Here is a 23,860-nt window from a genome sequence, read left to right on the forward strand (position 1 = left end):
CCCGCCGCGCCCGGGGAAGGCTAACGTGCCGTCCGAGCCCCGCAGCAGCCGGGGCCGGACAGGGACGGAGACGGGCATGACCAGAGTGGCGTTGGTGACCGGCGGGACGCGCGGCATCGGCAAGGCGATCGTGCAGCGCCTCAAGGAGGACGGCATGGCCGTGGCGGCCGGCTACTCCGGCAACGCCGAGGCGGCCGAGGCCACGGCGCGCGAGCTGGGCGTCATGGTGGTCAGGGGCAATGTCGGCAGCTTCGAGGACTGCGCCCGGGCGGTGCAGGAGGTCGAGGCGGCGCTGGGGCCCGTCGACGTTCTGATCAACAACGCCGGCATCACCCGCGACGGCTTCTTCCACAAGATGAGCCACGACCAGTGGTCCGACGTGATCCGGGTCAACATGGACTCGGTGTTCAACATGACCCGCCAGGTGATCGTCGGCATGCGCGACCGCGGCTGGGGCCGGATCATCAACATCTCCTCGATCAACGGCCAGAAGGGCCAGGTCGGCCAGACCAACTATTCCGCCGCCAAGGCCGGGATGATCGGCTTCACCAAGGCGCTGGCGCTGGAGAATGCGCGCAAGGGCATCACCGTGAACTGCATCGCGCCGGGCTATATCGACACCGAGATGGTCGGAGCCATGGACCCCAAGGTGCTGGAAGGCATCATCGCCCAGGTGCCGGTGGGCCGCCTCGGCAAGGGCGAGGAGATCGCCGACATGGTGTCATGGCTGGCGGGCGAGCGTGCCGGATATGTCACAGGGTGCACGCTTTCCCTGAACGGCGGTCAATATCTGGTCGGCTAGGGTCCGGTCCGCCCAAAATCCGCCGCCGCCGCCCCTGAAGAGCAACCCATGGGTGCTGAAGCACAGAGCCGGACGGTCCGGTTGCGGGGCCGGATGAGACGCGCCTGCGCGCGTCCGACGGCCCTTGTCCCCATGGCCATCATGGCGCTCGCGCTCGGTCTTGCCGCGCCGGTCGCCGTTGCGGCACAGGACGGCGGCGGCAACCAGCTGCGCGACCGGGTGTTCGGTCGCAACCTGCCGCCGATCGGTCGCTATGTCTCCGAGCAGGGCGTCAGCTTCGTGCTGGACCGCAGCGCCGGCCGCCGGCCGCTGCTGCGCTTCGACGGCCGCACCGAGACCTGGGCCCTGCGTCCGTCGCCCGCGCCGCGCGGCGACATCATCTATCGCACCGACGCCGGCGACGAGGTGCTGCGCATCACCCCGGACGGGGGCATCACCCTCTATACGGTGCAGAATCCGCGCGGCACGCCGGTCTCCGCCGTGGGGCCGGCCGAGGCCCTGCAGCCCGATCCGATCACCCCGGTCGAGCTGAGCCGCGCCCTGATCCGCCAGAGCGGCCTGGCCACCCGGGCGCTGGGCCGCACCGTCCTGCTCGAGGCCCCCGACGTCATCCCCGGCAGCGAGGCGCTGGTGGCCGACACCGCCGCGGTCGCCGTCGACGCCGTGGCCCGCGTGTCCCGGGCCGAGAGCCTGCGCGGCCGCGCCACCCGGCTGCGCCGCATCCTCATCGTCAATGGCGAGCGCCCGGACGTGCGGCTGGTCGCCGGCACCCTGCGCATCTCGGTGCAGCCGTCGATGGGCCCGGCCGGCCGCCCCTCCTCGGCCCTGATCCTGCAGGCGGTCGCCAGCGGCGACTAGGCGGCCGTGGCGATGGCTCCGGCCTCGTCCATCACCAGCGACCTGTGGGCGGCGACGCCCGCCATGACCCCCGCCGCGGCGGCGAGGGTGGCGTTGTACATCTGCATGGCGGCGTCGCCGGCGGCGAAGACCCCGGGGACGCTGGTCTGCTGCAGGGCGTCAACCGCGATGACGGGCCCGGTCGCCCCCTCCACGACGCTGCAGCCCAGCTGCTCCGGCAGGGCGCTCGCCATGCGCGTCCGCGGCGCGGTGAAGACCGCCCCGACCTCGACGAGGCGGCCGTCCGCGAGGCGCAGGGCCTCCAGATGCGGCGACGTGCCGAGCAGCTCGACCACCGGCACGGGGTCGATCCTGACCCCGCGCGCGGCCAGCAGCGCCGCCTCCTCGTCGGAGGGGGTGAACCGCCCCTGGCTGAAATAGGTGGTCGGCCCCCAGTCGGGCAGGATCAGGGCCTGGTGGATGGCCGCCGGGGCGTTGGCGATGACCGCCAGCGGCCGGTCGCGAACCTCGTAGCCGTGGCAGTAGGGGCAGTGCAGGACGCTGACGCCCCAGCGGGGGATCATCGACTCCAGCGGCAGCTCGTCGGCGACGCCCGTCGCGAGGATGAGCTTTCGGGCGGCGACCGCCGCGCCGCCCGCCAGCTCCAGACGCAGCAGGGGCCCGTCGCGCGCCGCCGCAAGCGCCTCGTCGTGAATGAAGTCCACGCTCGGGTAGCGCGCCAGCTGCGACAGTCCCTCGCGCATGATGCGCGCGGGCGGGACGCCGTCCTGGCCCAGAAAGCCGTGCGACGTGGCCGCGAAGCGGTTGCGGGGCTTTCCGGCGTCGATGAGCAGGAGGCGGCGGCGCGCGCGCGCCAGCTGGAGCGCGGCCGACAGGCCGGCGAAGCTGCCGCCGACAATGATGACATCGTGGGCGCCGTCGCGCGGAGACATGTAACTTTGCATGTTGCGTGATGTGGCATGGGCGGCCGCCTCACGCAACTGGCGTTGTTGCGTGACCGAAACGCTCTAGGATGCGGCATGCCCTCGGACAGCCGCCTTTCCCGCATGCTCCATGTGCTGATCCACATGGATCAGATCGGCCAGCCCGTGACCTCGGAGACGATCGCGCGGATGCTGAGCACCAACCCCGTGGTGGTGCGCCGGACCCTGGGGGGGCTGCGGGCGGCCGGCTACCTGAGTTCCGTCAAGGGCCACGGCGGCGGATGGGCCCTCGCCCGCTCGCTGGACGAGATCACGCTCAGGGACGTTCACGATGCGCTGGGGAGCCCCCGGCTGCTCGCCATCGGTCTGGCGGACGACAATCCCGACTGTCTGGTCGAGCGCGCGGTCAACGCCGCCCTCGGGGAGGTCATGGCCGAGGCGGAGGCGCGCCTGCTGCAACGCTTCGGCGAGGTCACGATCGGGGCGCTCTCGCGTCAGATCGAGCTGCCAAAGGCCTGGCTGGACGCCCATGGCAGAACGCTGGCTTCGGACTGACGCGGGCGCGCCAGGAGCGCGCGGCCTCAGCGAAACCCGTTGCGGCCCTCGCGGCGGGCGGTGAAGGTCTCGACGTCGGCGGCGGTCAGGAACGGGTTGAAGCGGCGCTCGACGGCCAGCGAGGTCGGCACCGTGGGCTCGTCCCGCGCCCGGGCGGCGAAGATCGTCTCCGCATGGGCCGCCAGCGCCGGGCTGTCGTCCAGCGTCAGGGCGAAGCGGGCGTTCGTTTCGGTATACTCATGGGCGCACCAGACGGTGGTGGCGTCGGGCAGGGCGGCGAGGCGCTGCAGGCTGGCGAACATCTGCGCCGGCGTCCCCTCGAACAGCCGGCCGCAGCCGAGGGCGAACAGCACGTCGCCGCTGAACAGGTTGGCCCCGGCGGCGTCGTGAAAGGCGATGTGGCCGAGGGTGTGGCCCGGCAGCGCCAGCACCTCGAGGTCGGTGTCGCCCAGCTGCACCCGGTCGCCCTCGCCGACGATGCGGTCAGGGGACAGGACCTTCTCCACCTCGGCCGGGCCGACGATCTCCGCCCCCCAGCGGGCCTTGAGCTCCGCCGCGCCGCCGGTGTGGTCCGGGTGCCAGTGGGTCAGCAGCACCAGATCCAGCCGGTCCCAGTCGGCGGCCTGGACCTCCAGCGAAATGCGCGCGGCGTCGGGGGCGTCGACGGCGGCGACGAGGCCGCTGGCCGGGTCGCGCAGCAGGAAGCCGTAGTTGTCGGACAGGCAGGGGAACTGGCGGATCTCGAGCGACATGCGGCCACCATACCGGCCGGCCCCCGATTGGCCTATGCTGGAGGCCATGCGGCGAAGCGTCGACGATCTGCGCGCCTTCTACGGCGAACCGGCCGGCCAGCTGGCGCGACGGCTGCTGGCCGGGCGTCTGGAGGAGGCGTGGGGCGAGGCGTCCGGCTGCGACGTGCTGGGGCTCGGCTACGCCGCGCCGTGGCTGGACCAGTTCGTCGGGGCGCGGCGGCAGATCGCGGCCATGCCGGGCGGGCAGGGCGCCGAGGCCTGGCCGGCGACCGGCCGCAACCGGGCCGTGCTGGTGGACGAGGCGCGGCTGCCGTTCGCCGCCGGGACCTTCGACCGGGTGCTGCTGGTGCATGCGCTGGAGGAGGCGGCCAACCCGGCGGCGATGCTGGTCGAGGCGGCGCGGGCGATGAGCCCGGCCGGACGGCTGATCGTGGTGGCGGCGGCGCGCGGCGGGCTGTGGGCGCGCGCGGAATCGACCCCGTTCGGCCATGGCCGGCCCTTCACCCGACGCCAGCTGGAGGCGCTGGTGCGCGAGGCCGGGCTGGAGCCGACGGCCTGGTCCCAGACCCTTTACGCCCCGCCGTGGCGGCCGCTGCTGGCCTGGGCGGACGGGCTGGAGCAGCTGGGCCGGCGCGTGGCCCCCGGCGCGGCCGGGCTGATCCTGCTGGAGGCCTCGCGCCAGGCCTACGCCCGGGTGCGGGCGCGCGGCGCGGTGCGGGTCGAGCGGCCGGAAGCCGGGCTGGCGCCGCAGCCGGTCGGCCGCACCCGCGCCGGCTTGGACCTTCCCCGCGAAGCGCCTTAAGGACCGCCGACATGCGCCGTCTGATCCTGATGCGTCACGCCAAGGCCGAGCGCCTGTCCGACAGCGGGCAGGACCACGACCGTCCCCTGTGCCCGCGCGGGGTCGCCGATGCGCAGCTGATGGCGCGCGAGCTGGCGGCGCGGGGCCTGCGCCCCGATCTGGCGCTGGTTTCCGACGCGGCGCGCACGCGTGAGACCTGGGCGGCCATGGCCACGGTCTTCGCCGAGGTTCCGGCGCGCTTTGACGCCGGGCTGTACAACGCCACCGCCGAGCGGCTGCGGTCGGCGGTCGAGGCGGTGGAGGACGAGGCCGACACCCTGCTGCTGATCGCCCATAATCCGGGCATCCAGCTGCTGGCCTACGACTATCTGGTCGAGGCGGCGGCCTCGCCGGCGGTGCTGGCGCGGGTCGAGGGCTTCCCGACCGGGACGGCGGCGGTGTTCGCCGTCGATGCGGCGGGGCGCCCGACGTACGACGGGGTCTTCACCCCCAAGAGCCTCGGCGGCGGAGCCGGCGGGTGAGCGACATCGCCTTCAAGATCCTGTCCGTCGAGGACTGGGCCGCGTGGCGCGCGCGCGGGGCCTGGGGCGGGTCGGCTGTCGATCGCGCCGACGGCTTCATCCACATGTCGACCCCGGATCAGCTGGGCGAGACGGCGCGCCGCCACTATGCCGGCCGCGACGATCTGGTGCTGGCCGAGGTGGCGCTGGCCGACCTGCCGGGGCTGGTCTGGGAGCCCTCGCGCGGCGGGGCCCTGTTCCCGCACGTCTATGGCGACCTCGACCTGGCGCATGTGCGCGCCGCCCGGGCCCTGGCGGTGACAGCGGACGGGGCGATGCAGCCGGGCGAAGCGCTGGCGGTCGGGCCGGAGACGACGGCGTGAGCGGGGTCGGCGACCTGGCCACGGCGGCCCTGCGGCGGCTCGACGCCGAGACCGCCCACGACCTGGCGCTGGCGGCGCTGCGCCACGGGCTCGTGCCGGCCGCCGGGGCCGACGATCCGCGGCTGGCGACGACGGTGGCCGGACTGGCCCTGCCCAACCCGATCGGTCTGGCCGCGGGACTGGACAAGAACGCCGCGGCCCTGCGCGGGCTGGCGCGGCTGGGCTTCGGCTTCGTCGAGTGCGGCTCGGTGACGCCGCGGCCGCAGCCGGGCAATCCGAAGCCGCGCCTGTTCCGGCTGACCGAGGATCGCGCCGTCATCAACCGCATGGGCTTCAACAACGCCGGGCTGGAGGCGTTCGCCGCCAACCTCGGGCGCCGGCCGCGCGGACTGGTGACCGGGGCCAACCTCGGGGCCAACAAGGACAGCGAGGACCGCGCCGCGGACTATGTCGCCGGGCTGCAGCGGCTGAAGGGCCTGAGCGACTACTTCACCATCAACATCTCCTCGCCCAATACGCCGGGTTTGCGGGCGCTGCAGGGGCGGGATCAACTGGACGACCTGCTGGGCCGCGCCGCCGCCGCGCGAGGCCCGGAGCCGGTCCCCCTGTTCCTGAAGATTGCCCCGGACCTGTCGCCGGACGAGATCGGCGAGATCGTCGAGGCGGCGGCGGCGCACGGGCTCGACGGGGTGATCGTGTCCAACACCACCCTCGACCGGCCGGCGAGCCTGCGTTCCCCGCACGCCGGGGAGAGCGGCGGCCTGTCGGGCCGGCCGCTGAAGGCGCGGGCGCAGGGCGCGCTGGAGGCGGCGGCGGCGGCCAACGCCGGGCGGCTGGCGCTGATCGCCGCCGGCGGGATCGAGAGCGGCCGGGACGTGCTGGACCGGCTGAAGGCCGGGGCTTCGGCGGTGCAGGTCTATTCGGCGCTCGTCTACGGCGGGCCCGGACTGGTCACGCGGCTCAAGCGGGAGCTGCTGGAGGCCCTCGCGGCGGAGGACTTCGCCGATGTCCGCGCGGCGATCGGGGCCGCGTTGACGGCCCGTTAGCACCGCAGACCCATACTGTCGGCTTCGGGCGGAGTCTCCGGACCCGCGCCCGGGTGATGGTGAAGAGGGTCCATGGCGACCACTGACACGCTTTCCGAGACCGCCTGGCCCGGCGCTGTCCGCGAGCGCCGGCGTGCGCTGCTGCAGCGCGTCGGCATGGGCGGCGCCTGCGCCCTCATCCAGGTGATGGAGGTGTCGCTGTTCTGGCCCGTCACCCGGCGCGGCGAGAACAGCCTGCCGGCGTGGCGTCTGGCGCTCGGCGGGGTGGCCATTTCGCTCAATGCGGCGACCTTCTCGGCCCTGTCGATTCCGCTGTGGATCCACGGCGGGGCGCTCGGTGGCATCTGCGCCGCCATCATCATCTGCTCGGGCGCGGTCTATGCCATCATCAACTCGCCGCGCTCGCCGCTGGTGCTGGCCTGCGCCCTGATCCCGCAGCTCGGCTACATGATGATGATCCCGCCGGCGATGATGCTGCTCGGCGCGGATGCGCCCTTCGTGCTGGCCACCAGCATCGCCCTGTGCATCTACGCCGCCTATTGTCTGCACACCTGGTCGCGCATCAAGCGGGCCAGCGCCGCCGAGGCCCAGGCGCGCCTCGAGGCCGACTGCCGCCGGCGCGAGGCCGAGCGGGCGGTGGCGGCGCGGACCGCCTTCCTCGCCGCGGTCGGCCATGACCTGCGCACGCCGCTGTCGGCCATCCTCACCGGCGCGATCGAGCTGGAGCGCACCGCCGCCACCGGCGCGGCGCGCAGTCACGCCGCCCTGATCGGCCAGGCCGGCCAGATGATGAAGGCGCTGCTGGACGACCTGCTCGACCACGCCAAGCTCGACGCCGGGCGGATGAACATCGTCGTCGAGGACTTCAACTTCCGCGCGGCCCTGGCCCAGACCCTGCGGCTCTGGCAGGGGCCGGCGGCGGCCAAGGGCCTGCGGTTGCGGATCGAGGGCGCGCGCGACGTACCGGCCTGGGTGCGCGGCGACGAGACCCGCCTGCGCCAGATCCTCAACAACCTCCTGTCCAATGCGGTCAAGTTCACCCCGGCAGGGTCCGTCACGGTGCGGATCAACGCCTGGGCCGAGGAGCCGCGGGGCCACGCCATGGTGCTGGAGGTGGTCGACACGGGTCCCGGCATGAGCCCGGGTCAGTTGGCGCGGCTGTTCGAGCCGTTCGACCAGACCGATGATGGCATCTCGGCGCGCCATGGCGGCACGGGGCTGGGCCTGGCCATCAGCCGCCACCTCGCCGAGCTGATGGGCGGTCGCCTGACCGTGCGCAGCCGCAAGGGCGAGGGCGCGACCTTCGTGCTGTCGCTGCATCTGGACGCCGGGGCGGACCCGGCGGCCGGAGCCACGCCGGCCCGGGTTGACGACAGCGGCCGGGCCGGCGTGGCGCGTCCGCTCGCGGCCCCGCCGGCGCTCAAGCTGGTCAGCGCGCCCGAGCCGCCACCCGCCTCCCTCACGGCGCCCCTGCCCGCGCCCTTGGCGGCGCCGGTGGCGGCGCCCGCCCCGGCCCCGATCCCCGAACCGGTCGCCGCGGCGACGGACGGACCGACGGAGGTCGAAGCGACGCCGCCGCTGCGGGTGCTGGTGGTCGACGACCACGACATCAATCGCCGGGCGCTGCAGCTGATCCTGCAGACCCTCGACTGCCATATCGAGATGGCGGCGGACGGGCTGGCGGCGCTGGAGGCCTGCGATCGCGCGCGGTTCGACGTCATCTTCATGGACGTGCGCATGCCGGAGCTGGACGGGCGCGAGACCACGCGCCGGATCCGCGCCGGGACCAGCCCGAACCGCAGCAGCCCCGTGGTGGCGGTGACCGCCGACACGGCGCCCGAGGATGTCGAGGCCTGTCTCGAGGCCGGGATGACCTATTTCGTGTCCAAGCCGGTGACCCCGGCGGCCCTGCTCACCGCGCTGGAGCAGGTGCTGGCCGACGCCGAGGCGCGCGCGGACGGGGATGCGGCGACGGCGCCCGACACGGCCGTGGCCTGAGGCGCCAGCCGGGCTGTCAGCAGGCCGGCGAGGTCGCCGCGCAGCTCGCACTCCCATATGACGACCGCGCGCCAGCCCAGCGCTTCAAGCGCGGCCACGGCGTCCGCGTCGCGGGCGCGGTTGCGGCGGATCTTGCCGGTCCAGTAGGCGGTGTTGCTCTTCGGGATGCGGGCGCCGCGGGGGCAGTCGTGGCCGTGCCAGAAACAGCCGTGCACAAACAGGGCGAGGCGGCGGCCCTTCATCACGATATCCGGTCGCCCGGGCAGGGCGGAGCCGTCGAGGCGGTAGCCGATGCCGAGCGCCCGCAGGGCGCGGCGCACGGCCAGCTCCGGCCCCGTGTCCCGGCCGCGCACGCGGCGCATCACCGCGCTGCGCTGCCGGGGGGAGAAGACGTCTGTGGTCAGAGCTGGGTCAGCAGGTGGTCGGCGGACGACACCTTGAACTCGCCGCCGGCCTCGATGTTGAGTTGCTCGACGACGCCGTCGCGCACCAGGGCTGAGTAGCGCTGCGAGCGCTCGCCCATGCCGAAGCCGCTGGCGTCCATCGACAGGCCCAGCTTGCGGGTGAAGTCGCCGTTGCCGTCGGCCAGCATCAGGATGTCGTCAGCCGAGACGCCTTCCTTCTGCGCCCAGGCGCCCATGACGAAGGCGTCGTTGACCGAGACGCAGGCGATGGCGTCGACGCCCTTGCCCTTCAGCTCGGCGGCCTTGTCGCGGAAGCCCGGCAGGTGGCGCGCCGAGCAGGTCGGGGTGAAGGCGCCGGGCACGGCGAACAGGGCGACGGTGCGGCCCTTGAACACCTCGTCGGCGGTGACGGGCTTCGGGCCCTCGCCGGTCGGGGTGGTGAACACGGCCGAGGGCAGGCGGTCGCCGATCTTGAGGGTCATGGGATCTCCTTGGTCTGCGGGGTCAACCCGCCCGCTGCGGCGGGGTTGCCGGGCAGATAGGGTTTTTGCGCGCGGGGGCCAAGGCGTCGCTTGCGCCGGCGGGGCGAAGCGGGGATCATTCCGCCATGAGCGCCTTCTCCTCCCTGGCCGGGCGACTGCTGGTGGCGATGCCGGGCATCGGCGATCCCCGCTTCGAGAACGCCGTCATCCTGCTGTGCGCGCACGGGCCGGACCATGGCATGGGGCTGCGCATCGACCGGCCCGCCCCCGGCGTCGATCTGGCCCAGGTGCTGCGCAAGCTGGAGCTGATCGCGGATGTCGAGGCGGCCGAGGGCCGGCCGGTGCTGGTCGGCGGCCCGGTCGAGCGCGAGCGCGGCTTCGTCCTGCACACCGACGACTGGCTGGTCGAGGACGCCAGCGTGCCCTTCGGCGAAGGGCTGGCGATCACCGGCACGCGCGAGGCGCTGGCGGCCATGGTCGATCCGGCCCGCGGGCCGCGGCGGGCGGTGCTGGCGCTCGGCTACGCCGGCTGGGGCGACGGCCAGATCGAGGAGGAACTGGCCGAGAACGTGTGGCTGGTGGCCGACGCCGACCTCGACCTGATCTTCGACGACGACCACGACGGCAAATGGGCCCGGGCGCTGGCGCGGATCGGGGTCGACGCGGCCTGGCTGTCCAGCGACGCCGGCCACGCCTGAGCGGGGCTCAGGCGGAACGGGCCTTGATCGGGGCGGCGCCGTCGGCGAGCGACTCGTTGAGATAGACCTCGGCCTCCTGGGCCGGCAGCGCCGGGGCGTAGCCGAAGCCCTGGCCGTAGTGGCAGCTGGCCTCCAGCAGCCGGCGGGCCAGGTCTGCGTTCTCGACGCCCTCGGCCACCACCTCGAGCGACAGGTCGCGGCCCAGATTGACGACCGAGCGGACGATCTTCTCGGACCCGGCGTCCTTGTCCATGGTCAGCACGAAGTAGCGGTCGATCTTCAGCGTGTCGAAGGGCAGGCGCGCCAGATAGGACAGGGACGAGAAGCCGGTGCCGAAGTCATCGAGCGCCAGCGAGGCGCCGATGGCCTTGAGGCGGCCCAGCACCTCGGCGGCGCGGTCGGTGTCGCGCATGATGTCGCCCTCGGTGACCTCGAGCTTGAGGGCGCCGGGCGGCAGCTGGGCTTCGCGGATGATCTCGGCCACATCCTCGACCAGATGGGCCCGTTCGATCTCCCCGACCGACAGGTTGACGCTGCAGAACAGCCGGCCGGCGTCCGGATGGCGCTTGAGCCACTCGGACAGCTGGCGGGCCGAGCGCCGCATCATGTGCAGGCCGAGGTCGTTCATCAGGCCCATCTCGGCCGTCAGGGTCAGGAACTCGTCCGGCGGCACCAGGCCGCGCCGCGGGTGACGCCAGCGGGCGAGGGCCTCGAAGCCGGCCACGGCCCCGGTGTGGAGGTTCACGATCGGCTGGTAGTAGGGTTCGATCTCGCCGCGCATGAAGGCGTTGCGCAGGTCGGCTTCCAGCGCCAGACGCGACAGGCTGTCGGACTCCAGCGCCCGGCCGTAGGCGGCGACGCCGCCGCGCCCGGTGCGCTTGGCCTGCTCCACGGCCAGTTCGGCGCGACGCAGCAGCTCGGCCGGATCGGGGGCGTCGGGCCCGCCCTCGGCGCGCACGGCGCCGATCGAGACGGTCGGATAGATGTCGAAGCCCGCCACCGACAGGGGCTGTTCCAGCGCCTCGCGCAGCCGGTGAAGCGCGCCGGAGCCGCCGTCGGGGATGAGCAGGGCGAACTCGTCCTCGCCGACCCGCGCCGGCACCGTGTCGCCGGAGAAGGCGGCGGACAGGCGCGAGCCCAGCGCCGACAGCACCAGATCGGCGCGGGCGTGGCCCAGCGCCTCGTTGAGGCGGCGCATGCGGTCGACGTCAGCGACAACGAGGTCGTAAACGCCGGGTTGGGTGAGGCGCTCGCTGACCCGGCCGAGGAAGCTGCGGCGGTCATAGAGGCCGGTCAGGGGGTCGCGGTCGACCGGGGCGAAGCTGGACTCCAGCGACACCACCCCGGCGGCGCGCAGCCCGTCCTCGAGCCAGACGCCGCGCCAGACCCCGGCCTCGGCCCCGCGCATGCGGATGCGCAGGCTGACCGGCGTACCCTCGGCCTGGGGCTTGAGCAGCGCCTCGGCGGCGGCGCGGTCCTGGGGCAGGGTGACGGCGATGAAGGCGGCGGCGGAGCACTCCGGCGCCAGGGGGCTGAGACCGAGGGGCCGTGAGGCGCCGCTGAACTTCAGGCGATCGCGGGCCGGGTCCCAGATCCACAGGGCGGTATCGGCGGCCGCCAGGGCCTCGATGGCGCTGGCCGCGTCCCACATCGAGGCTCTCGAACCGCCCGTCACGTCACTCCACGCCCCTTTCGGACAGACGCGTCAGGGCGTCCGCGTGCTCGTCCTCCACAAGGCCGAACAGCAGATGATCTGCCCAAGCGCCGTTAATTTTAAGATAAGCGCGGGCCCGGCCCTCCAGCCGGAAGCCGGACTTCTCCAGCACCCGGCGCGACCGGCCGTTGGAGGGCAGGCAGGCCGCCTCGACCCGGTGCAGGCGCAGCTGGCCGAAGGCGAAGCCGCACAGGGCCCGCACCGCGGCGGTGGCGAGCCCCTGCCCGGCCCAGCGCTCGCCGATCCAGTAACCGATCTGGCCGGTCTCGGCGACGCCGCGGCGGATGTTGGACAGGGTCACGGCCCCGGCCAGCGGCCCTTCACGGCTCTCGGGGCTCATGGCGAAGATGAAGAAGGGAAAGGCGTTCTGCAGCTCCAGCTCGCGGGCGTAGACGCCGAGGCGGCGGCGGAAGGCGGCGCGGGACAGATCGTCCTCGGGCCAGCTCGGCTCCCACGGCTGCAGGTAGTCGCGCGAGGCGGCGCGCAGCTCGGCCCAGGCGGCATGGTCGGCCAGTTTCGGCGGGCGCAGCAGCACGCCCGCGCCGCGCACCACGGGTCCGGCAGGCTCCGGCGTCCAGTCCAGAAGGGCCATGGGGCGCGAGCCTAGAGCCTGATCGGTTGAGATGGAATCGCTTTGCGATTCCGCCGATGCCGTGAATCAGGCTCCCGGTCCACTCGCCTCAGGCGGCGGCGAACAGGGTGGCGGCGAAGACCGGGCCGGCGGGGGCGGCGCGGCGGGGGCCGAGCACGGCGGCGGCGGCGCGTCCGGGGGCCAGCAGGCGGCGGCCGGCGGCGGCCACCTCGGCGGCGGAGGGGGCGCGCAGGCGGGCCTCGGCCGAAGCGGTAGGGACCGGCGCCCCATAGATCAGGGTCTGGGCCGCCAGCCGGCCGGCGCGGGCCGCGGGGCTCTCGTCCGCCATGTGCAGGCCGGCGGCGAGCACCGCCTTCGCCCGGGACAGCTCGGCGTCCGTCGGCCCGCGTTCGGCGAGGGCGGCGATCTCGGCGGCGCACAGCTGCGCCAGCTCTTCCGCCCGCTCGGCGGCGGCGCCGGCGTAGACGCCCAGCAGGCCGACGTCCTCATAGGTCTCGCCATAGGCGTCGATGGCGTAGGCCAGCCCGCGGCTCTCGCGGGCGCTCTGGAACAGGCGCGAGGCCATGCCGCCGCCGAGGATCTCGACGAACAGGCGCTGGGCCGGCAGGTCCGGATCGTGGGCCCCGGCGGCGGGCAGCTGCAGCACGAGATTGGCCTGCTCGATACGCCGCGACAGGGCGGCGGCCCCGCCGTCGAAGCGGGCCGGGGCGGCGGTGGCGGCGGGGCGCCGGGCGGCGTCGCCGAAGGCCGTCTCGGCCAGACGCAGCAGGCTGGCCTCGTCCACGGCGCCCGATACCGCCAGCACCATGCGGTCCGGGGAGTAGAGCTGACCGGCCCAGTCGCGCAGGCCGGCGGCGTCGACCGGGGCCAGGCTCTCGACCGTGCCGAGGATCGGCCGGCCCAGCGACTGGCCGGCGAAGGCCCGGGCCTGGGCCATCTCGAACACATGGTCGTCGGGGGTGTCGAAGGCCTCGGCGATCTCCTGGGCCACCACGTCCTTCTCGCGGGCGATCTCGGCGGCATCGAGGGTCGGCCGGCGGACAAGATCGGCCACCACCTCGACGGCGAGAGCGAGGCAGGCGGCGGGGGCGCGCACCTCGAAGCTGGTGCGCTCATAGCCGGTGGCGGCGTTGATCATGCCGCCCTCGGCCTCGATGCGCTCGACGATGTCGCGCGCGGACATGGCGCCGGCGCCCTTGAACACCAGGTGCTCGAGGAAATGCGACCAGCCGGAGCGGGCCGGGTCCTCGAAGCGCGCCCCGCCGGCGACCGCGAGGGTCAGGGCGAAGGTGCGCAGGCCGGGCATGGGGTCGGCGACGACCCGCAGGCCGTTGCTCAGGGTGTGGACGGTGGCGGTCAGGAGCGGGCCTTCAGGCGACGACGGAGGAGGGCGATGTAGAAACCGGCGAGCACCAGCGCCAGCCCGTACCAGGTCAGGGCGTAGCCGAGGTGGTTGTTGGAGAAGGCCGGGGGCGGGGCCGAGGGCTGCAGCGCGGGCCAGTCGGGACGCACGCTCGAGGTGGCGAACAGGGTCAGGGGCTGGACCGGGCCGGTGTGCCCGAGGGCCGCGGCCATGGCCGGGACGTCGCGCCCGTAGAACAGGCCGTCGGCGGGCGGCGGGGTCAGGGCCCCCGGCCGGCCGCCGTCGCGCAGCACGCCCTCGACCCGGACCGGGGCCGGCGAGGGCGGGGCCAGCGGCGGCGGCGGGGCATCCTGGGCGACGAAGCCGAGATCGACGAGGATCGGCGGGGCGCCGGGCAGGGGGCACAGGGCCTGGCGGCGCACGCCGGGGGTCCCGTCCTGGATCGAGCGCAGGCCGAGGGTCGGGGCGGCGGCGAGGCCGGGGCAGTCGACGATGACGCGGCGGAACTCGGGGGCGGGGGCGGCCAGGACCTCGGCCAGCGGCGCGGGCGGGGCGTCGGCGGCGGCCTCGGCCGCGTCGATCAGGGCCGTCTTCCAGGTCAGGCGCTGCAGCTGCCAGGTCCCGAGGCTCAGCAGCAGCGCGAGCGCGGCCAGGCTCAGAAGGGTCAGGATCCAGGGAAAGCGCTTCATCGGGCGGCCCGGTACTGCAGGGCGATCATCAGGCCGCGGCCCGGGCGCATCAGCGCCAGCGACAGCAGGGCCACGAGGGGCAGCCAGACGACCAGATGCATCCACATGGGCGGGTGATAGCGGATTTCAACGGCGAGGGCCGAGAAGCCGACGGCGAAGCCGGCGATCTGCATGATGAAGGTGGTGGGACCGTCGCCGGTCTGGATGGCGGACAGGTCGAGGCCGCAGGCGTCGCAGGCGGGCCGGACCTTGAGGAAGCCGGCGAACAGCCGCCCCTCGCCGCAGCGCGGGCAGCGGCCGGCGAGGCCGGCGCGCACCGCCGAAACGGCGACGGCGGGAGGCGATCCCTCGCCCCCCGCCGCCGGGATGGTATCGCTGGTGTCCGGGATCACCCGAAGACGACGTAGACGAAGGCGAACAGGAACAGCCACACCACGTCGACGAAGTGCCAGTACCAGGCGGCGGCCTCGAAGCCGAAGTGCTTCTCCGGCGAGAAGTGGCCGGCCAGCAGGCGGAACAGGCAGACGGTCAGGAACAGGGTGCCGACCAGCACGTGGAAGCCGTGGAAGCCCGTCGCCATGAAGAAGATCGAGCCATACAGGCCCGAGTTCATGGCTTCGTCGTTGAAGAACAGGTTCTCGTGCAGGATGTGGTTGTACTCGTAGATCTGCACGGCGGTGAAGAAGATGCCGAGGCCCACGGTGGTGATCAGGCCCCAGCGGGCGCCCTTGCGATCGCCCACCTGCAGGGCGTGGTGGGCCCAGGTCACGGTGGTGCCCGACAGCAGCAGGATGATGGTGTTGAGCAGGGGCAGCTGCCACGGGTTCAGGGTCTCGATGCCCTGCGGCGGCCAGGTCGACCAGGCCGAGGCCGTGTCCGCCCAGTTGCCGATTTCCGGGATCAGGGCCCGGGCCTCGGTGAACAGGGCCATCTCGAAGAAGATCCAGAAGAAGGCGGCGAAGAACATCACCTCCGAGGCGATGAACAGCACCATGCCGTAGCGCAGGCCCAGCGACACGACCGGGGTGTGGTCGCCGCGGCGGCTTTCCTTCACCACGTCCGACCACCAGCCGAACATGGAGTAGAGGACCCCGGCCAGGCCGGCGGCGAACACGCCCGGGCCCGACAGGCCGAACAGGCCCTTCATCCACACCACGGCCCCGACCATCATCACCGTCACCGCGATCGACGAGACGAGCGGCCAGGGCGAGGGATCGACGAGGTGGTAATCGTGCTTCGGGGCGGCGTGGGCCATCGTGCGGGGTCTCTCGACGTCTGGAACCTGATGGAACGGCCTATAGCGCCGGGCGTCAGCCCGCGCCAGAGGTCTGCAGCGCAGGCGCGACCGGGGCGCGGCTGGCAGCCGTGGCGGTGACCGAGGCGGCCGGGTCGGCGGGGTTGAAGCCCTGGGTCGGGTAGAAGGTGTAGCTCAGGGTGATCTCGCGGATGCCCTGGCCTTCCCGGTCCGTGGCCATTTCCGGGGCGACGAAATACTGCACCGGGAAGGCGCGCGTCTCGCCGGGGGCGATGACCTGGCCCTCGAAGCAGAAGCACTGCAGCTTCTGGAAATAGGGGCCGGCCTTCTCGGGCACGACGTTGTAGGCGGCGGTGGCGCCGATCGGCTGGTCCGAGGTGTTGGTGACGTCGAAATAGGCGATGCCGGTCTCGCCGATTCGCACCCGCTGCAGGGTCTGCTCGGCGCGGAAGGCCATGGGCAGGCCGCCGCGGACATTGGTGTCGAAGCGGACCAGCACCTCCTCGTCGAGGATGACGTCCGAGGGCCTGTCGGCGCGCATGGTCGTGCCGTCGAAGCCGGTGATCTGGCAGAACAGCTGGTAGAGCGGCACGGCGGCGAAGGCGGCCCCGGTCATCAGCATGACCAGACCGGCGCAGGCGATGGCGATGACGTTCTTGTTGGCCATGACGCTCAGCCCCCCACGTTGGCCTGCAGCCGCAGGACCGTGATGGTGAACATCAGCACCATGAAGACCACGAGGCCCAGGGCGATGGCGACGTTGCGGCGCTTGCGGGCCGTGAGTTCTTCGGGGGTCAGGCGCATGAGGCACACACGATCGGCGAGGCGGGCAGGGTTTCGACCAGCAGGGTGGCGAACAGGACCATCAGATACAGGATGGAATAGGCGAAGAGGTCACGCGCCGGTTTCGCCTCTGCGCGCACGTCATACAATGCGGCCTCGCGTCCCACGGCCTCGGCCTTGTCCGGGCTGTCGCCGGCGCGCGAGCGCCACAGGCGCAGGGCCAGCAGCAGGAACAGGGCGCCGCCGGCCACGGCCACGGCCAGATAGGCCAGGCCGCCGGGGCCGATCAGGCCGGGCAGGATGGCGACCGGCACGAACACCAGGCTGTAGAGCCAGATCTGCAGGCGGGTGTGGGCGGCGCCGCGGGCCACCGGCATCATCGGGATGCCGGCGCGGGCGTAGTCGCCGGCCGAGTAGAGGGCCAGGGCCCAGCTGTGCGGCGGGGTCCACAGGAAGATGATCAGGAACAGCAGCCAGGCCTGCCACGGGGCCTCGCCGGTGGCGGCGGCCCAGCCGATCACGGGCGGGAAGGCGCCGGCGGCCCCGCCGATGACGATGTTCTGCGGCGTGCGGCGCTTCAGCACCACGGTGTAGAGGCCGGCGTAATAGACGATGGTCAGGGCCAGCAGGCCGCCGGCGACCCAGTTGGTCGCCATGCCCAGCAGCATGACCGAGAACACCGACAGCAGGACGCCGAAGGCGAGGGCGTCGCCGGAGCGGACGCGGCCGGCGGCCACCGGGCGGCCGCGGGTGCGGCGCATCAGGGCGTCGGTGCGGCCCTCCAGCGCCATGTTGAGCGCGCCGGCCGCGCCAGCTCCCATGGCGATGCACAGCACGGCGAGCGCGGCGTTGAGGGGATGGATGTCCCCGCCGGCGGCGATCAGGCCCGTGGCCGCGGTGAAGACGACCAGGGACATGACCCGCGGCTTGAGCAGCTGCAGGAAGTCCTCGGGCTGGGCGAGACTCGGAGCGGGCAGGGCGGCGTCGGGCATGGCGGCAGCCGATATCACAGCTGGATGAAAAAGGGGCCGCCCTTCCGAAGAAGGGCGGCCCCCGGTCGCAGTTTCGTGTCCGTCACACGGTCCGGCCAGGCCGGACCGCGGCGGCTCAGTGGTGGTCGCCCTTGACCACCGGCAGTTCGTTGAACTGGTGGTGCGGCGGCGGCGAGCTGAGGGTCCACTCCAGCGTGGTGGCGCCTTCGCCCCAGGGGTTGGCGACGCCGGCGCGACGGCGGACGGCCGCCTCGACCAGCATGACCATGAAGATCACCACGCCCACCACGGTGATGGCGTAGCCCCAGGTCGAGACCTGGTTCCACAGGGTGTAGGCCTCCGGATAGTCGATGTACCGGCGCGGCATGCCCTGCAGGCCGAGGAAGTGCTGCGGGAAGAAGATGATGTTCACGCCGATGAACATCACCCAGAAGTGCGCGGCGCCGAGGAACTCGTTGTACTTCACGCCGAACATCTTCTCGAACCAGTAGTAGAACCCGGCGAAGATGGCGAACACGGCGCCCAGCGACAGCACGTAGTGGAAGTGGGCCACGACGTAATAGGTGTCGTGGAGGCTGTAGTCGATGCCGGCGTTGGACAGGACCACGCCGGTCACGCCACCGACGGTGAACAGGAAGATGAAGCCAATGGCCCAGAGCATGGGCGTCTTGAAGTCGATGGAGCCGCCCCACATGGTGGCGATCCAGCTGAAGATCTTCACCCCTGTCGGCACCGCGATGATCATGGTCGCGGCGACGAAGTAGGCGCGCAGATTGATCGGCATGCCCACGGTGTACATGTGGTGGGCCCAGACGATGAAGCCGATGAAGCCGATGGCGACCATGGCGTAGGCCATCGCCAGATAGCCGAACACGGGCTTCTTCGAGAAGGTCGAGACGATGTGGCTGATGATGCCGAAGCCCGGCAGGATCAGGATGTACACCTCGGGGTGACCGAAGAACCAGAACAGGTGCTGGAACATCACCGGGTCGCCGCCGCCGGCCGGGTCGAAGAACGAGGTGCCGAAGTTACGGTCGGTCAGCAGCATGGTGATGGCGCCGGCCAGGACGGGCAGCGACAGCAGCAGCAGGAAGGCGGTGATCAGCACCGACCAGGCGAACAGCGGCATCCGGTGCAGGGTCATGCCCGGAGCGCGCATGTTGAAGATGGTGGTGATGAAGTTGATCGCGCCGAGGATCGAGCTGGCGCCCGCCACGTGCAGCGACAGGATGGCCAGGTCCATGGCCGGGCCGGTGTGGCCCGAGGTCGAGAGCGGCGGATAGATGGTCCAGCCGCCGCCGAAGCCCTGACCGGGGCCGCCGTCCACGAACATCGACAGCAGCAGCAGCACCCAGGCGGCCACCAGCAGCCAGAACGAGATGTTGTTCATGCGCGGGAAGGCCATGTCCGGCGCGCCGATCATGATCGGCACGAACCAGTTGCCGAAGCCGCCGATCATGGCCGGCATGACCATGAAGAAGATCATGATCAGGGCGTGGGCCGTGACGGTGACGTTGTAGCCGTGCTTGGACGCCTCGACGAGGCCGAGGTGCTGGATGACCGAGCCCTCGCGGAAGATCTGGATGCCCGGCTCGGCCAGTTCCCAGCGGATCAGGCCGGACAGGGCCCCGCCCACGATCCCCGCCATGATGGCGAAGATCAGGTACAGGGTGCCGATGTCCTTGTGGTTGGTCGACAGGAACCAGCGGGTGAAGAAGCCGGGCTTGTGATCGTGTCCGGCGTCGTGGGCTGTGGCGGATGCGGTGGCCATGGGTGTCTTTCGGCTCTCGCGAAGGGAACTTAGCGGGCGGGGGCGGCGGCGGGAGCCGTCGCGGCAGGAGCGGCGGGGGCCGGGGCGGCAGCCGGGGCGGCGGCCGGAGCCGCGGCGCCGTCAGCTGCGGGAACCTCGGCGGCGACCGGGGTGGCGGCCTCGGCGGCGGCCGGGGCTTCGGCGCCCGGCAGCGTGCCGCCGCGCTCGGCGACCCAGGCGTTGAACTCGGCCTCGGTCACGACGCGGATCTCGATCGGCATGAAGGCGTGGTCGACGCCGCACAGCTCCGAGCACTGGCCGTAGTAGGTGCCGACGCGCTCGGCGCGGAACCAGGTCTCGTTGACCCGGCCCGGGATGGCGTCGACCTTGATGCCGAAGGCCGGCAGGGCGAAGGCGTGGATCACGTCCGAAGCGGTGACCAGCACCTGCACGGTCTTGCCGACCGGCACGACCATCGCCTCGTCGGCGGCCAGGCGGTAGGGCACGTTGCGGGCCTGGGCCTCGTCCTCCGGCAGCATGTTCGAGATGTACTCGGAGATGCCGTGGTCGGGGTACTCGTAGCCCCAGTTCCACTGGTTGCCGACGGCCTTAACCGTCACGTCCGGCTCCGGCATGTTGTCGTAGGTGAACAGCAGGCGGAACGAGAACAGGGAGATGAAGACCAGGATCAGCACCGGGACGACGGTCCAGATGACCTCGACGGCGGTGTTGTGGCTCCAGCGGGCCGGGGTCGGGTTGGAGCGCTTGTTGTAGCGCACCACCACCCAGATCAGCAGGCCCAGCACCAGCAGGCAGATGCCGGTGATGATCGGCATCAGGATGACGTTGTGGAACCACGTCGCCTCATGCTTCAGCGGCGACATGCTGGTCTGCAGGCCGATCCCCCCGGGGGTCGGTTGGCCGACCAGCGCCCAGGCCGGCGCGGCGGCGAAGGCGGTGAAACCCGCCAGGGCGGCCGAGGCGACCATCGCCTTCGCTCGCGTCCCCATGCCCATCGAAATCCTCATCAAGTCCTGTCAGCCCCAGACGGCGGGGCGGCCGCAAAAAACATGGCGGGAGTCGAAAGACCCCACGTCTGGCGGGTCCATATCGGCTTGCCCCCCGCTTGCCAAGCGACGCGGGCGCCCCGCGACGACGCACCGCCGTGCGACAGGGTTCGTGAATTCGACGTCATGTTTCGACAGGTACCTTGTGGTGCAAGATACCTTGCGGTACCGAATGGTCATCGCAAAGGAGGGCCCCGTGCCTGACGTCATTGAAATCCAGCTGAAGAAGGGCGTGCTGAATCTGTGCGTGCTGGCCTTGCTGGCCCGCGGCGACAGCTACGCCTACGAGATCGCCAGCCGCCTCGCCCAGGCCATCGATATGGGCGAGGGCACCATCTATCCGTTGATGCGGCGCCTGCAGAGCGACGGCCTGGTCGAGACCTATCTGGTCGAATCGCCCGCCGGCCCGTCGCGCAAATACTACCGGCTGACGCCGGCCGGTCAGGCCAGCCTCGACAGCCAGTCGCGCGACTGGACCCGCTTCGCCCGCGCCGTCGACGACATCCTCGCCGGCCAGGGCCGCGCGGAGTTCGCCGACGCCCCTGTCACTTCCGCCCCGGACGCGCCCGAAGGAGACGCCCGATGACCCGCTCCGACTTCATGAACCGTCTCCGCGCCGGGCTCGCCGGACTGCCGGCGGCGGCGATCAACGACCTCGCCGCCGACTATGAGGCGCACTTCGAGGACGGCGTCGCCGCCGGCCGCACCGAGGCCGAGGTGGCCGCGGCCCTGGGCGATCCCGCCCGCCTCGCCCGCGAGCTGCGTGCCGAGGCCGGGCTGAAGCGCTGGGAGACCGAGAAGAACCCCTCGGCCGCCGCCGCCGCCGTGTTTGCGGTATTGGGCCTCGGGGCCATCGACATCCTGATCTTGCTGCCGATCCTGATGACGGTGCTGGGGATCATGTTCGGGGTCTTCTTCGCCGTGGTCGGGACCTTCATCGCCGGCGGAGCCATCTTCGCCGTCGGCCCGTTCGTCGGCGCCCCCGGCGGCCCGTTCGCCGCCCTGCTGGCCGGGCTCGGCCTGATGGCCGGGGCCACCGCGGCCGGCGCCCTGCTGGCCATCGCGTCCATCTGGCTGGTGAACGGCCTCGTCTGGTTCGCCCGCCTGCACTACCGCCTGCTGAAGCCGGCCATCGAGCCGCAAGCCCAAGGGAGGGCCTGAGCCATGATCCGCACCCTGTTCCTCATCTCCGCCGGCGCGGCCGTGGTGGCCGCGGGCAGCCTCGCCGGGGCGGCGGCCCTGGGCGGCGCCGACATCGCCCGCAACGGCAATGTCTGGACCTTCACCGAAGCGGGCGGCCCCGGCGGTGTCACCATCTCCCGGCGCACGGAGGTCTCGACCACCGTGGATCCCGGCCCGCAGGTGACGCGCACCGAGGCCTTCACCGGCGGTGACCGGCTGATCCTCGACGCGGCCCTTGACGTCACCTACGTCCAGGGGGCGGCCGCCACCGTGCGGCTGGAAGGGCCCCAGGCGGCGATCGACCGCGTCCGCATCGATGGCGCGCGCATCGGCTTCGACGACGAGGAGCCGGGGTCCGTGACGGTCCGCTTCGGGCCCGGCGGCATCACCGGCTGGAGTGACCTCGACGGCGTGCGGGTGGTGGTCACGGCCCCGTCGGTGCGCAACTTCGAGATCAACGGGTCGGGCGACCTCGACGTCCAGGGCTATGACCAGCCGGAGTTCCGCCTGCGCATCGCCGGCTCGGGCGACGCCCGCGCCACCGGCCGGACCGACCGGCTGGACGTGGACATCGCCGGGTCGGGCGAGGCGGACCTCGAGGCGCTGGAGGCTGGCGACGCCACGTTCGACATCGCCGGCTCCGGCGAGATCGACGCCCGGCCGACCGGACGGGTCGAGGCGGCGGTCTCGGGCTCGGGCGATATCCGCCTGCGCCGCCAGCCGGCGAGCCTGAACTCGAACATCGCCGGCTCGGGCGAGGTCCGCGTCGACGGGTGAGGGTGACGTGGGCGGGCAGGGCGCCTAGATTTGATGCATGACCCTGCCCGCCGCCCTGCCTGACCTGCTGTCCCGCGCCGACGTCCCCGAGACCGGGGCGCTGGAGATCCTCAAGACCGCCCTGCACGGGGCCGATGACGGGGAACTGTTCCTCGAGCGGACCGAGAGCGAGGCGCTGGTGTTCGACGACGGCCGGCTCAAGTCGGCCGCCTACGATTCCGGCGAAGGCTTCGGCCTCAGGGTGGTGGCCGGCGAGACCGCCGGCTACGCCCACGCCAACGAGATCAGCCTCGCCGCCCTCGGCCGCGCCGCCGACAGCGCCGCCCTGGCCAAGGCCGGCCACGCCGGGGTGGCCGCCGAGGCCCCCCGGGCCACCAACCAGAGCCTCTATGCGCCGGTCGATCCGCTGGCCTCGCCCGGCTTCGGCGACAAGATCGCCCTGCTGCAGGAGATCGACGCCTGGGCCCGGGCCCGCGACCCGCGGGTGGTGCAGGTGTCGGCCGCCCTGGCCGGCGAGCGCCGCGAGGTGGAGATCCTGCGCGCCGACGGCCGCCGCGCCCGCGACGTACGCCCGCTGGTGCGGCTGAACGTGTCGGTCACGGTCGAGCGGGACGGCCGCCGCGAGAGCGCCGGCTCCGGCGCCGGGGGCCGCTCGGGCTTCGAGACCTGGATCACGCCGGAGCGCTGGCAGGCCCAGGTCGACGAGGCCCTGCGCCAGGCCGTGGTCAATCTCGACGCCATCGACTGCCCGGGCGGAGAAATGGACGTGGTGCTGGGGCCGGGCTGGCCGGGCGTGCTGCTGCACGAGGCCATCGGTCACGGCTTCGAGGGCGACTTCCACCGCAAGGGCTCGTCGGTGTTCAGCGGCAAGCTGGGCCAGCGCGTCGCCGCCCCGGGCGTGACCGTGGTGGACGACGGGACGGTGCCGGGCCGACGCGGCTCGCTGAACGTCGATGACGAGGGCACCCCGACCTCGCGCACCGTGCTGATCGAGGACGGCATCATGGTCGGGCTGATGCACGACCGGCTGAGCGCCCGGCAGCTGGGCAAGGCGGCCACCGGCAACGGCCGGCGCCAGTCCTACGCCCACCAGCCCATGCCGCGCATGACCAACACCTTCATGGAGGGCGGCACGGCGAAGCTGGACGACATGATCGCGGCGACGAAGCGCGGGCTCTACGCCGTCAATTTCGGCGGCGGCCAGGTCGACATCGTCTCGGGCAAGTTCGTGTTCCAGTGCACCGAGGCGTATCTGATCGAGGACGGGCGCATCACCGCCCCGGTCAAGGGCGCGACCCTGATCGGCGACGGGGCCACGGCCCTGCTCGGCATCGACATGATCGGCGACGACTTCGCCTTCGATCCGGGCATCGGCGTGTGCGGCAAGGCCGGTCAGGGCGTGCCGGTGGGCATCGGTCAGCCCAGCCTGCGCATCCGCGGCCTGACGGTGGGCGGCGCCGCGGTCTGACGTCCGCTTGAGCCGCGCCGCGGCC

General features: G+C 72.5%; 27 protein-coding genes and 1 pseudogene. 13 read left to right on the plus strand and 15 right to left on the minus strand.

All coding sequences use genetic code 11. From position 1 onward, the window contains the following. Positions 1-76 precede the first annotated feature (76 nt). Both phbB and VGN74_RS08890 read left to right on the plus strand, forming a co-directional pair. Entirely contained in the window at positions 77-802 is a 726-nt protein-coding gene (phbB, locus tag VGN74_RS08885; RefSeq protein WP_327447252.1) for an acetoacetyl-CoA reductase, read from the plus strand. A gap of 132 nt (positions 803-934) precedes the next feature. Beyond that, positions 935-1,660 carry a DUF4908 domain-containing protein gene (locus VGN74_RS08890; RefSeq protein ID WP_327447255.1) on the plus strand — a complete coding sequence of 242 codons (726 nt, stop codon included), beginning with the start codon at positions 935-937 and terminating at the stop codon, positions 1,658-1,660. Here VGN74_RS08890 and VGN74_RS08895 read toward each other — a convergent pair. Further along, positions 1,657-2,592 carry an NAD(P)/FAD-dependent oxidoreductase gene (locus VGN74_RS08895; protein WP_327447257.1) on the minus strand — a complete coding sequence of 312 codons (936 nt, stop codon included), beginning with the start codon at positions 2,590-2,592 and terminating at the stop codon, positions 1,657-1,659. The two genes, VGN74_RS08890 and VGN74_RS08895, sit on opposite strands and share 4 nt — an antisense overlap. 87 nt (positions 2,593-2,679) lie before the next feature. On the opposite strand from VGN74_RS08895, the gene VGN74_RS08900 reads away from it, so the two are divergent. Continuing rightward, on the plus strand, positions 2,680-3,138 hold the full coding sequence (locus tag VGN74_RS08900) for an Rrf2 family transcriptional regulator (protein ID WP_327447259.1): 459 nt from the start codon (positions 2,680-2,682) through the stop codon (positions 3,136-3,138). 26 nt (positions 3,139-3,164) lie between these two features. On the opposite strand, the gene gloB is transcribed toward VGN74_RS08900, so the two are convergent. Further along, a complete protein-coding gene (gloB, locus tag VGN74_RS08905) occupies positions 3,165-3,890 on the minus strand; it encodes a hydroxyacylglutathione hydrolase (protein WP_327447261.1) in 726 nt (241 codons plus the stop codon). A gap of 46 nt (positions 3,891-3,936) precedes the next feature. Between gloB and VGN74_RS08910 the strand changes: the two genes are divergently transcribed. From VGN74_RS08910 to VGN74_RS08930, 5 genes are all read left to right on the plus strand, one after another. Beyond that, positions 3,937-4,692 (plus strand): class I SAM-dependent methyltransferase, encoded by a 756-nt coding sequence (locus tag VGN74_RS08910; RefSeq protein ID WP_327447263.1) that lies wholly within the window; start codon positions 3,937-3,939, stop codon positions 4,690-4,692. 11 nt (positions 4,693-4,703) lie between these two features. After that, positions 4,704-5,213, plus strand: coding sequence for a histidine phosphatase family protein (locus VGN74_RS08915; protein WP_327447265.1), 510 nt, complete (start codon positions 4,704-4,706; stop codon positions 5,211-5,213). Next, entirely contained in the window at positions 5,210-5,575 is a 366-nt protein-coding gene (locus VGN74_RS08920) for a DUF952 domain-containing protein (RefSeq protein ID WP_327447267.1), read from the plus strand. The genes VGN74_RS08915 and VGN74_RS08920 overlap by 4 nt, the downstream gene beginning before the upstream one ends. Further along, positions 5,572-6,621: a quinone-dependent dihydroorotate dehydrogenase gene (locus VGN74_RS08925; protein ID WP_327447269.1), complete on the plus strand. Its 1,050-nt coding sequence runs from the start codon at positions 5,572-5,574 to the stop codon at positions 6,619-6,621. The genes VGN74_RS08920 and VGN74_RS08925 overlap by 4 nt, the downstream gene beginning before the upstream one ends. Before the next feature lie 72 nt (positions 6,622-6,693). Beyond that, a complete protein-coding gene (locus VGN74_RS08930; protein WP_414643535.1) occupies positions 6,694-8,619 on the plus strand; it encodes an ATP-binding protein in 1,926 nt (641 codons plus the stop codon). Between the two features lie 56 nt (positions 8,620-8,675). On the opposite strand, the pseudogene VGN74_RS08935 reads toward VGN74_RS08930, so the two are convergent. Both VGN74_RS08935 and VGN74_RS08940 read right to left on the minus strand, forming a co-directional pair. Beyond that, positions 8,676-9,023 (minus strand): annotated as a pseudogene (locus VGN74_RS08935) (very short patch repair endonuclease); the annotation flags it as partial. Continuing rightward, positions 9,020-9,505, minus strand: coding sequence for a peroxiredoxin (locus tag VGN74_RS08940; RefSeq protein WP_327447271.1), 486 nt, complete (start codon positions 9,503-9,505; stop codon positions 9,020-9,022). The pseudogene VGN74_RS08935 and the gene VGN74_RS08940, both read right to left, overlap by 4 nt. A 125-nt stretch (positions 9,506-9,630) precedes the next feature. Here VGN74_RS08940 and VGN74_RS08945 point away from each other — a divergent pair, with 125 nt between their 5' ends. Then, positions 9,631-10,203 (plus strand): YqgE/AlgH family protein, encoded by a 573-nt coding sequence (locus VGN74_RS08945; RefSeq protein ID WP_327447273.1) that lies wholly within the window; start codon positions 9,631-9,633, stop codon positions 10,201-10,203. Positions 10,204-10,210: 7 nt separating this feature from the next. Here VGN74_RS08945 and VGN74_RS08950 read toward each other — a convergent pair whose 3' ends face one another. The 11 genes from VGN74_RS08950 to coxB all read right to left on the minus strand — a co-directional run bounded on the left by VGN74_RS08950 (position 10,211) and on the right by coxB (position 20,357). Then, on the minus strand, positions 10,211-11,854 hold the full coding sequence (locus VGN74_RS08950) for a bifunctional diguanylate cyclase/phosphodiesterase (protein ID WP_327447275.1): 1,644 nt from the start codon (positions 11,852-11,854) through the stop codon (positions 10,211-10,213). 25 nt (positions 11,855-11,879) lie between these two features. Beyond that, positions 11,880-12,509, minus strand: a complete 630-nt coding sequence (locus tag VGN74_RS08955; protein ID WP_327447277.1) for a GNAT family protein — start codon at positions 12,507-12,509, stop codon at positions 11,880-11,882. A gap of 88 nt (positions 12,510-12,597) precedes the next feature. Beyond that, positions 12,598-13,815 carry a pitrilysin family protein gene (locus VGN74_RS08960; RefSeq protein WP_327447279.1) on the minus strand — a complete coding sequence of 406 codons (1,218 nt, stop codon included), beginning with the start codon at positions 13,813-13,815 and terminating at the stop codon, positions 12,598-12,600. A gap of 50 nt (positions 13,816-13,865) precedes the next feature. Then, positions 13,866-14,561 (minus strand): SURF1 family protein, encoded by a 696-nt coding sequence (locus tag VGN74_RS08965; protein ID WP_327447281.1) that lies wholly within the window; start codon positions 14,559-14,561, stop codon positions 13,866-13,868. Beyond that, on the minus strand, positions 14,558-14,953 hold the full coding sequence (locus VGN74_RS08970) for a DUF983 domain-containing protein (RefSeq protein ID WP_327447283.1): 396 nt from the start codon (positions 14,951-14,953) through the stop codon (positions 14,558-14,560). Before VGN74_RS08970 ends, VGN74_RS08965 begins: the two co-directional genes overlap by 4 nt. Beyond that, complete coding sequence (locus tag VGN74_RS08975) at positions 14,950-15,816, minus strand: cytochrome c oxidase subunit 3 (protein WP_327447285.1); 867 nt, start codon at positions 15,814-15,816, stop codon at positions 14,950-14,952. The genes VGN74_RS08970 and VGN74_RS08975 overlap by 4 nt, the downstream gene beginning before the upstream one ends. Positions 15,817-15,871: 55 nt before the next feature. Further along, complete coding sequence (locus VGN74_RS08980; protein ID WP_327447287.1) at positions 15,872-16,483, minus strand: cytochrome c oxidase assembly protein; 612 nt, start codon at positions 16,481-16,483, stop codon at positions 15,872-15,874. Positions 16,484-16,488: 5 nt separating this feature from the next. Further along, positions 16,489-16,620, minus strand: coding sequence for a hypothetical protein (locus VGN74_RS08985; protein ID WP_327447290.1), 132 nt, complete (start codon positions 16,618-16,620; stop codon positions 16,489-16,491). Further along, positions 16,611-17,591: a heme o synthase gene (cyoE, locus tag VGN74_RS08990; protein WP_327447292.1), complete on the minus strand. Its 981-nt coding sequence runs from the start codon at positions 17,589-17,591 to the stop codon at positions 16,611-16,613. The genes VGN74_RS08985 and cyoE overlap by 10 nt, the downstream gene beginning before the upstream one ends. 115 nt (positions 17,592-17,706) lie before the next feature. Beyond that, the gene (gene ctaD / locus VGN74_RS08995) at positions 17,707-19,362 is read right to left on the minus strand and encodes a cytochrome c oxidase subunit I (protein ID WP_327447294.1); all 1,656 of its coding nucleotides are present in this window, start codon (positions 19,360-19,362) and stop codon (positions 17,707-17,709) included. Between the two features lie 29 nt (positions 19,363-19,391). After that, complete coding sequence (gene coxB, locus VGN74_RS09000) at positions 19,392-20,357, minus strand: cytochrome c oxidase subunit II (protein WP_327447296.1); 966 nt, start codon at positions 20,355-20,357, stop codon at positions 19,392-19,394. 247 nt (positions 20,358-20,604) lie between these two features. Between coxB and VGN74_RS09005 the strand changes: the two genes are divergently transcribed. From VGN74_RS09005 to tldD, 4 genes are read left to right on the plus strand one after another with little or no spacing between them, the layout of a single operon-like run. After that, positions 20,605-20,994: a PadR family transcriptional regulator gene (locus tag VGN74_RS09005; protein WP_327447298.1), complete on the plus strand. Its 390-nt coding sequence runs from the start codon at positions 20,605-20,607 to the stop codon at positions 20,992-20,994. Continuing rightward, a complete protein-coding gene (locus tag VGN74_RS09010) occupies positions 20,991-21,569 on the plus strand; it encodes a DUF1700 domain-containing protein (RefSeq protein WP_327447300.1) in 579 nt (192 codons plus the stop codon). The genes VGN74_RS09005 and VGN74_RS09010 overlap by 4 nt, the downstream gene beginning before the upstream one ends. Positions 21,570-21,572: 3 nt before the next feature. Further along, positions 21,573-22,367 (plus strand): GIN domain-containing protein, encoded by a 795-nt coding sequence (locus VGN74_RS09015; RefSeq protein ID WP_327447302.1) that lies wholly within the window; start codon positions 21,573-21,575, stop codon positions 22,365-22,367. Positions 22,368-22,404: 37 nt separating this feature from the next. Then, the gene (gene tldD, locus VGN74_RS09020; RefSeq protein ID WP_327447304.1) at positions 22,405-23,835 is read left to right on the plus strand and encodes a metalloprotease TldD; all 1,431 of its coding nucleotides are present in this window, start codon (positions 22,405-22,407) and stop codon (positions 23,833-23,835) included. Positions 23,836-23,860: the final 25 nt, after the last annotated feature.

The sequence above is a fragment of the Brevundimonas sp. genome, from assembly GCF_035998205.1.
Taxonomy (GTDB): domain Bacteria; phylum Pseudomonadota; class Alphaproteobacteria; order Caulobacterales; family Caulobacteraceae; genus Brevundimonas.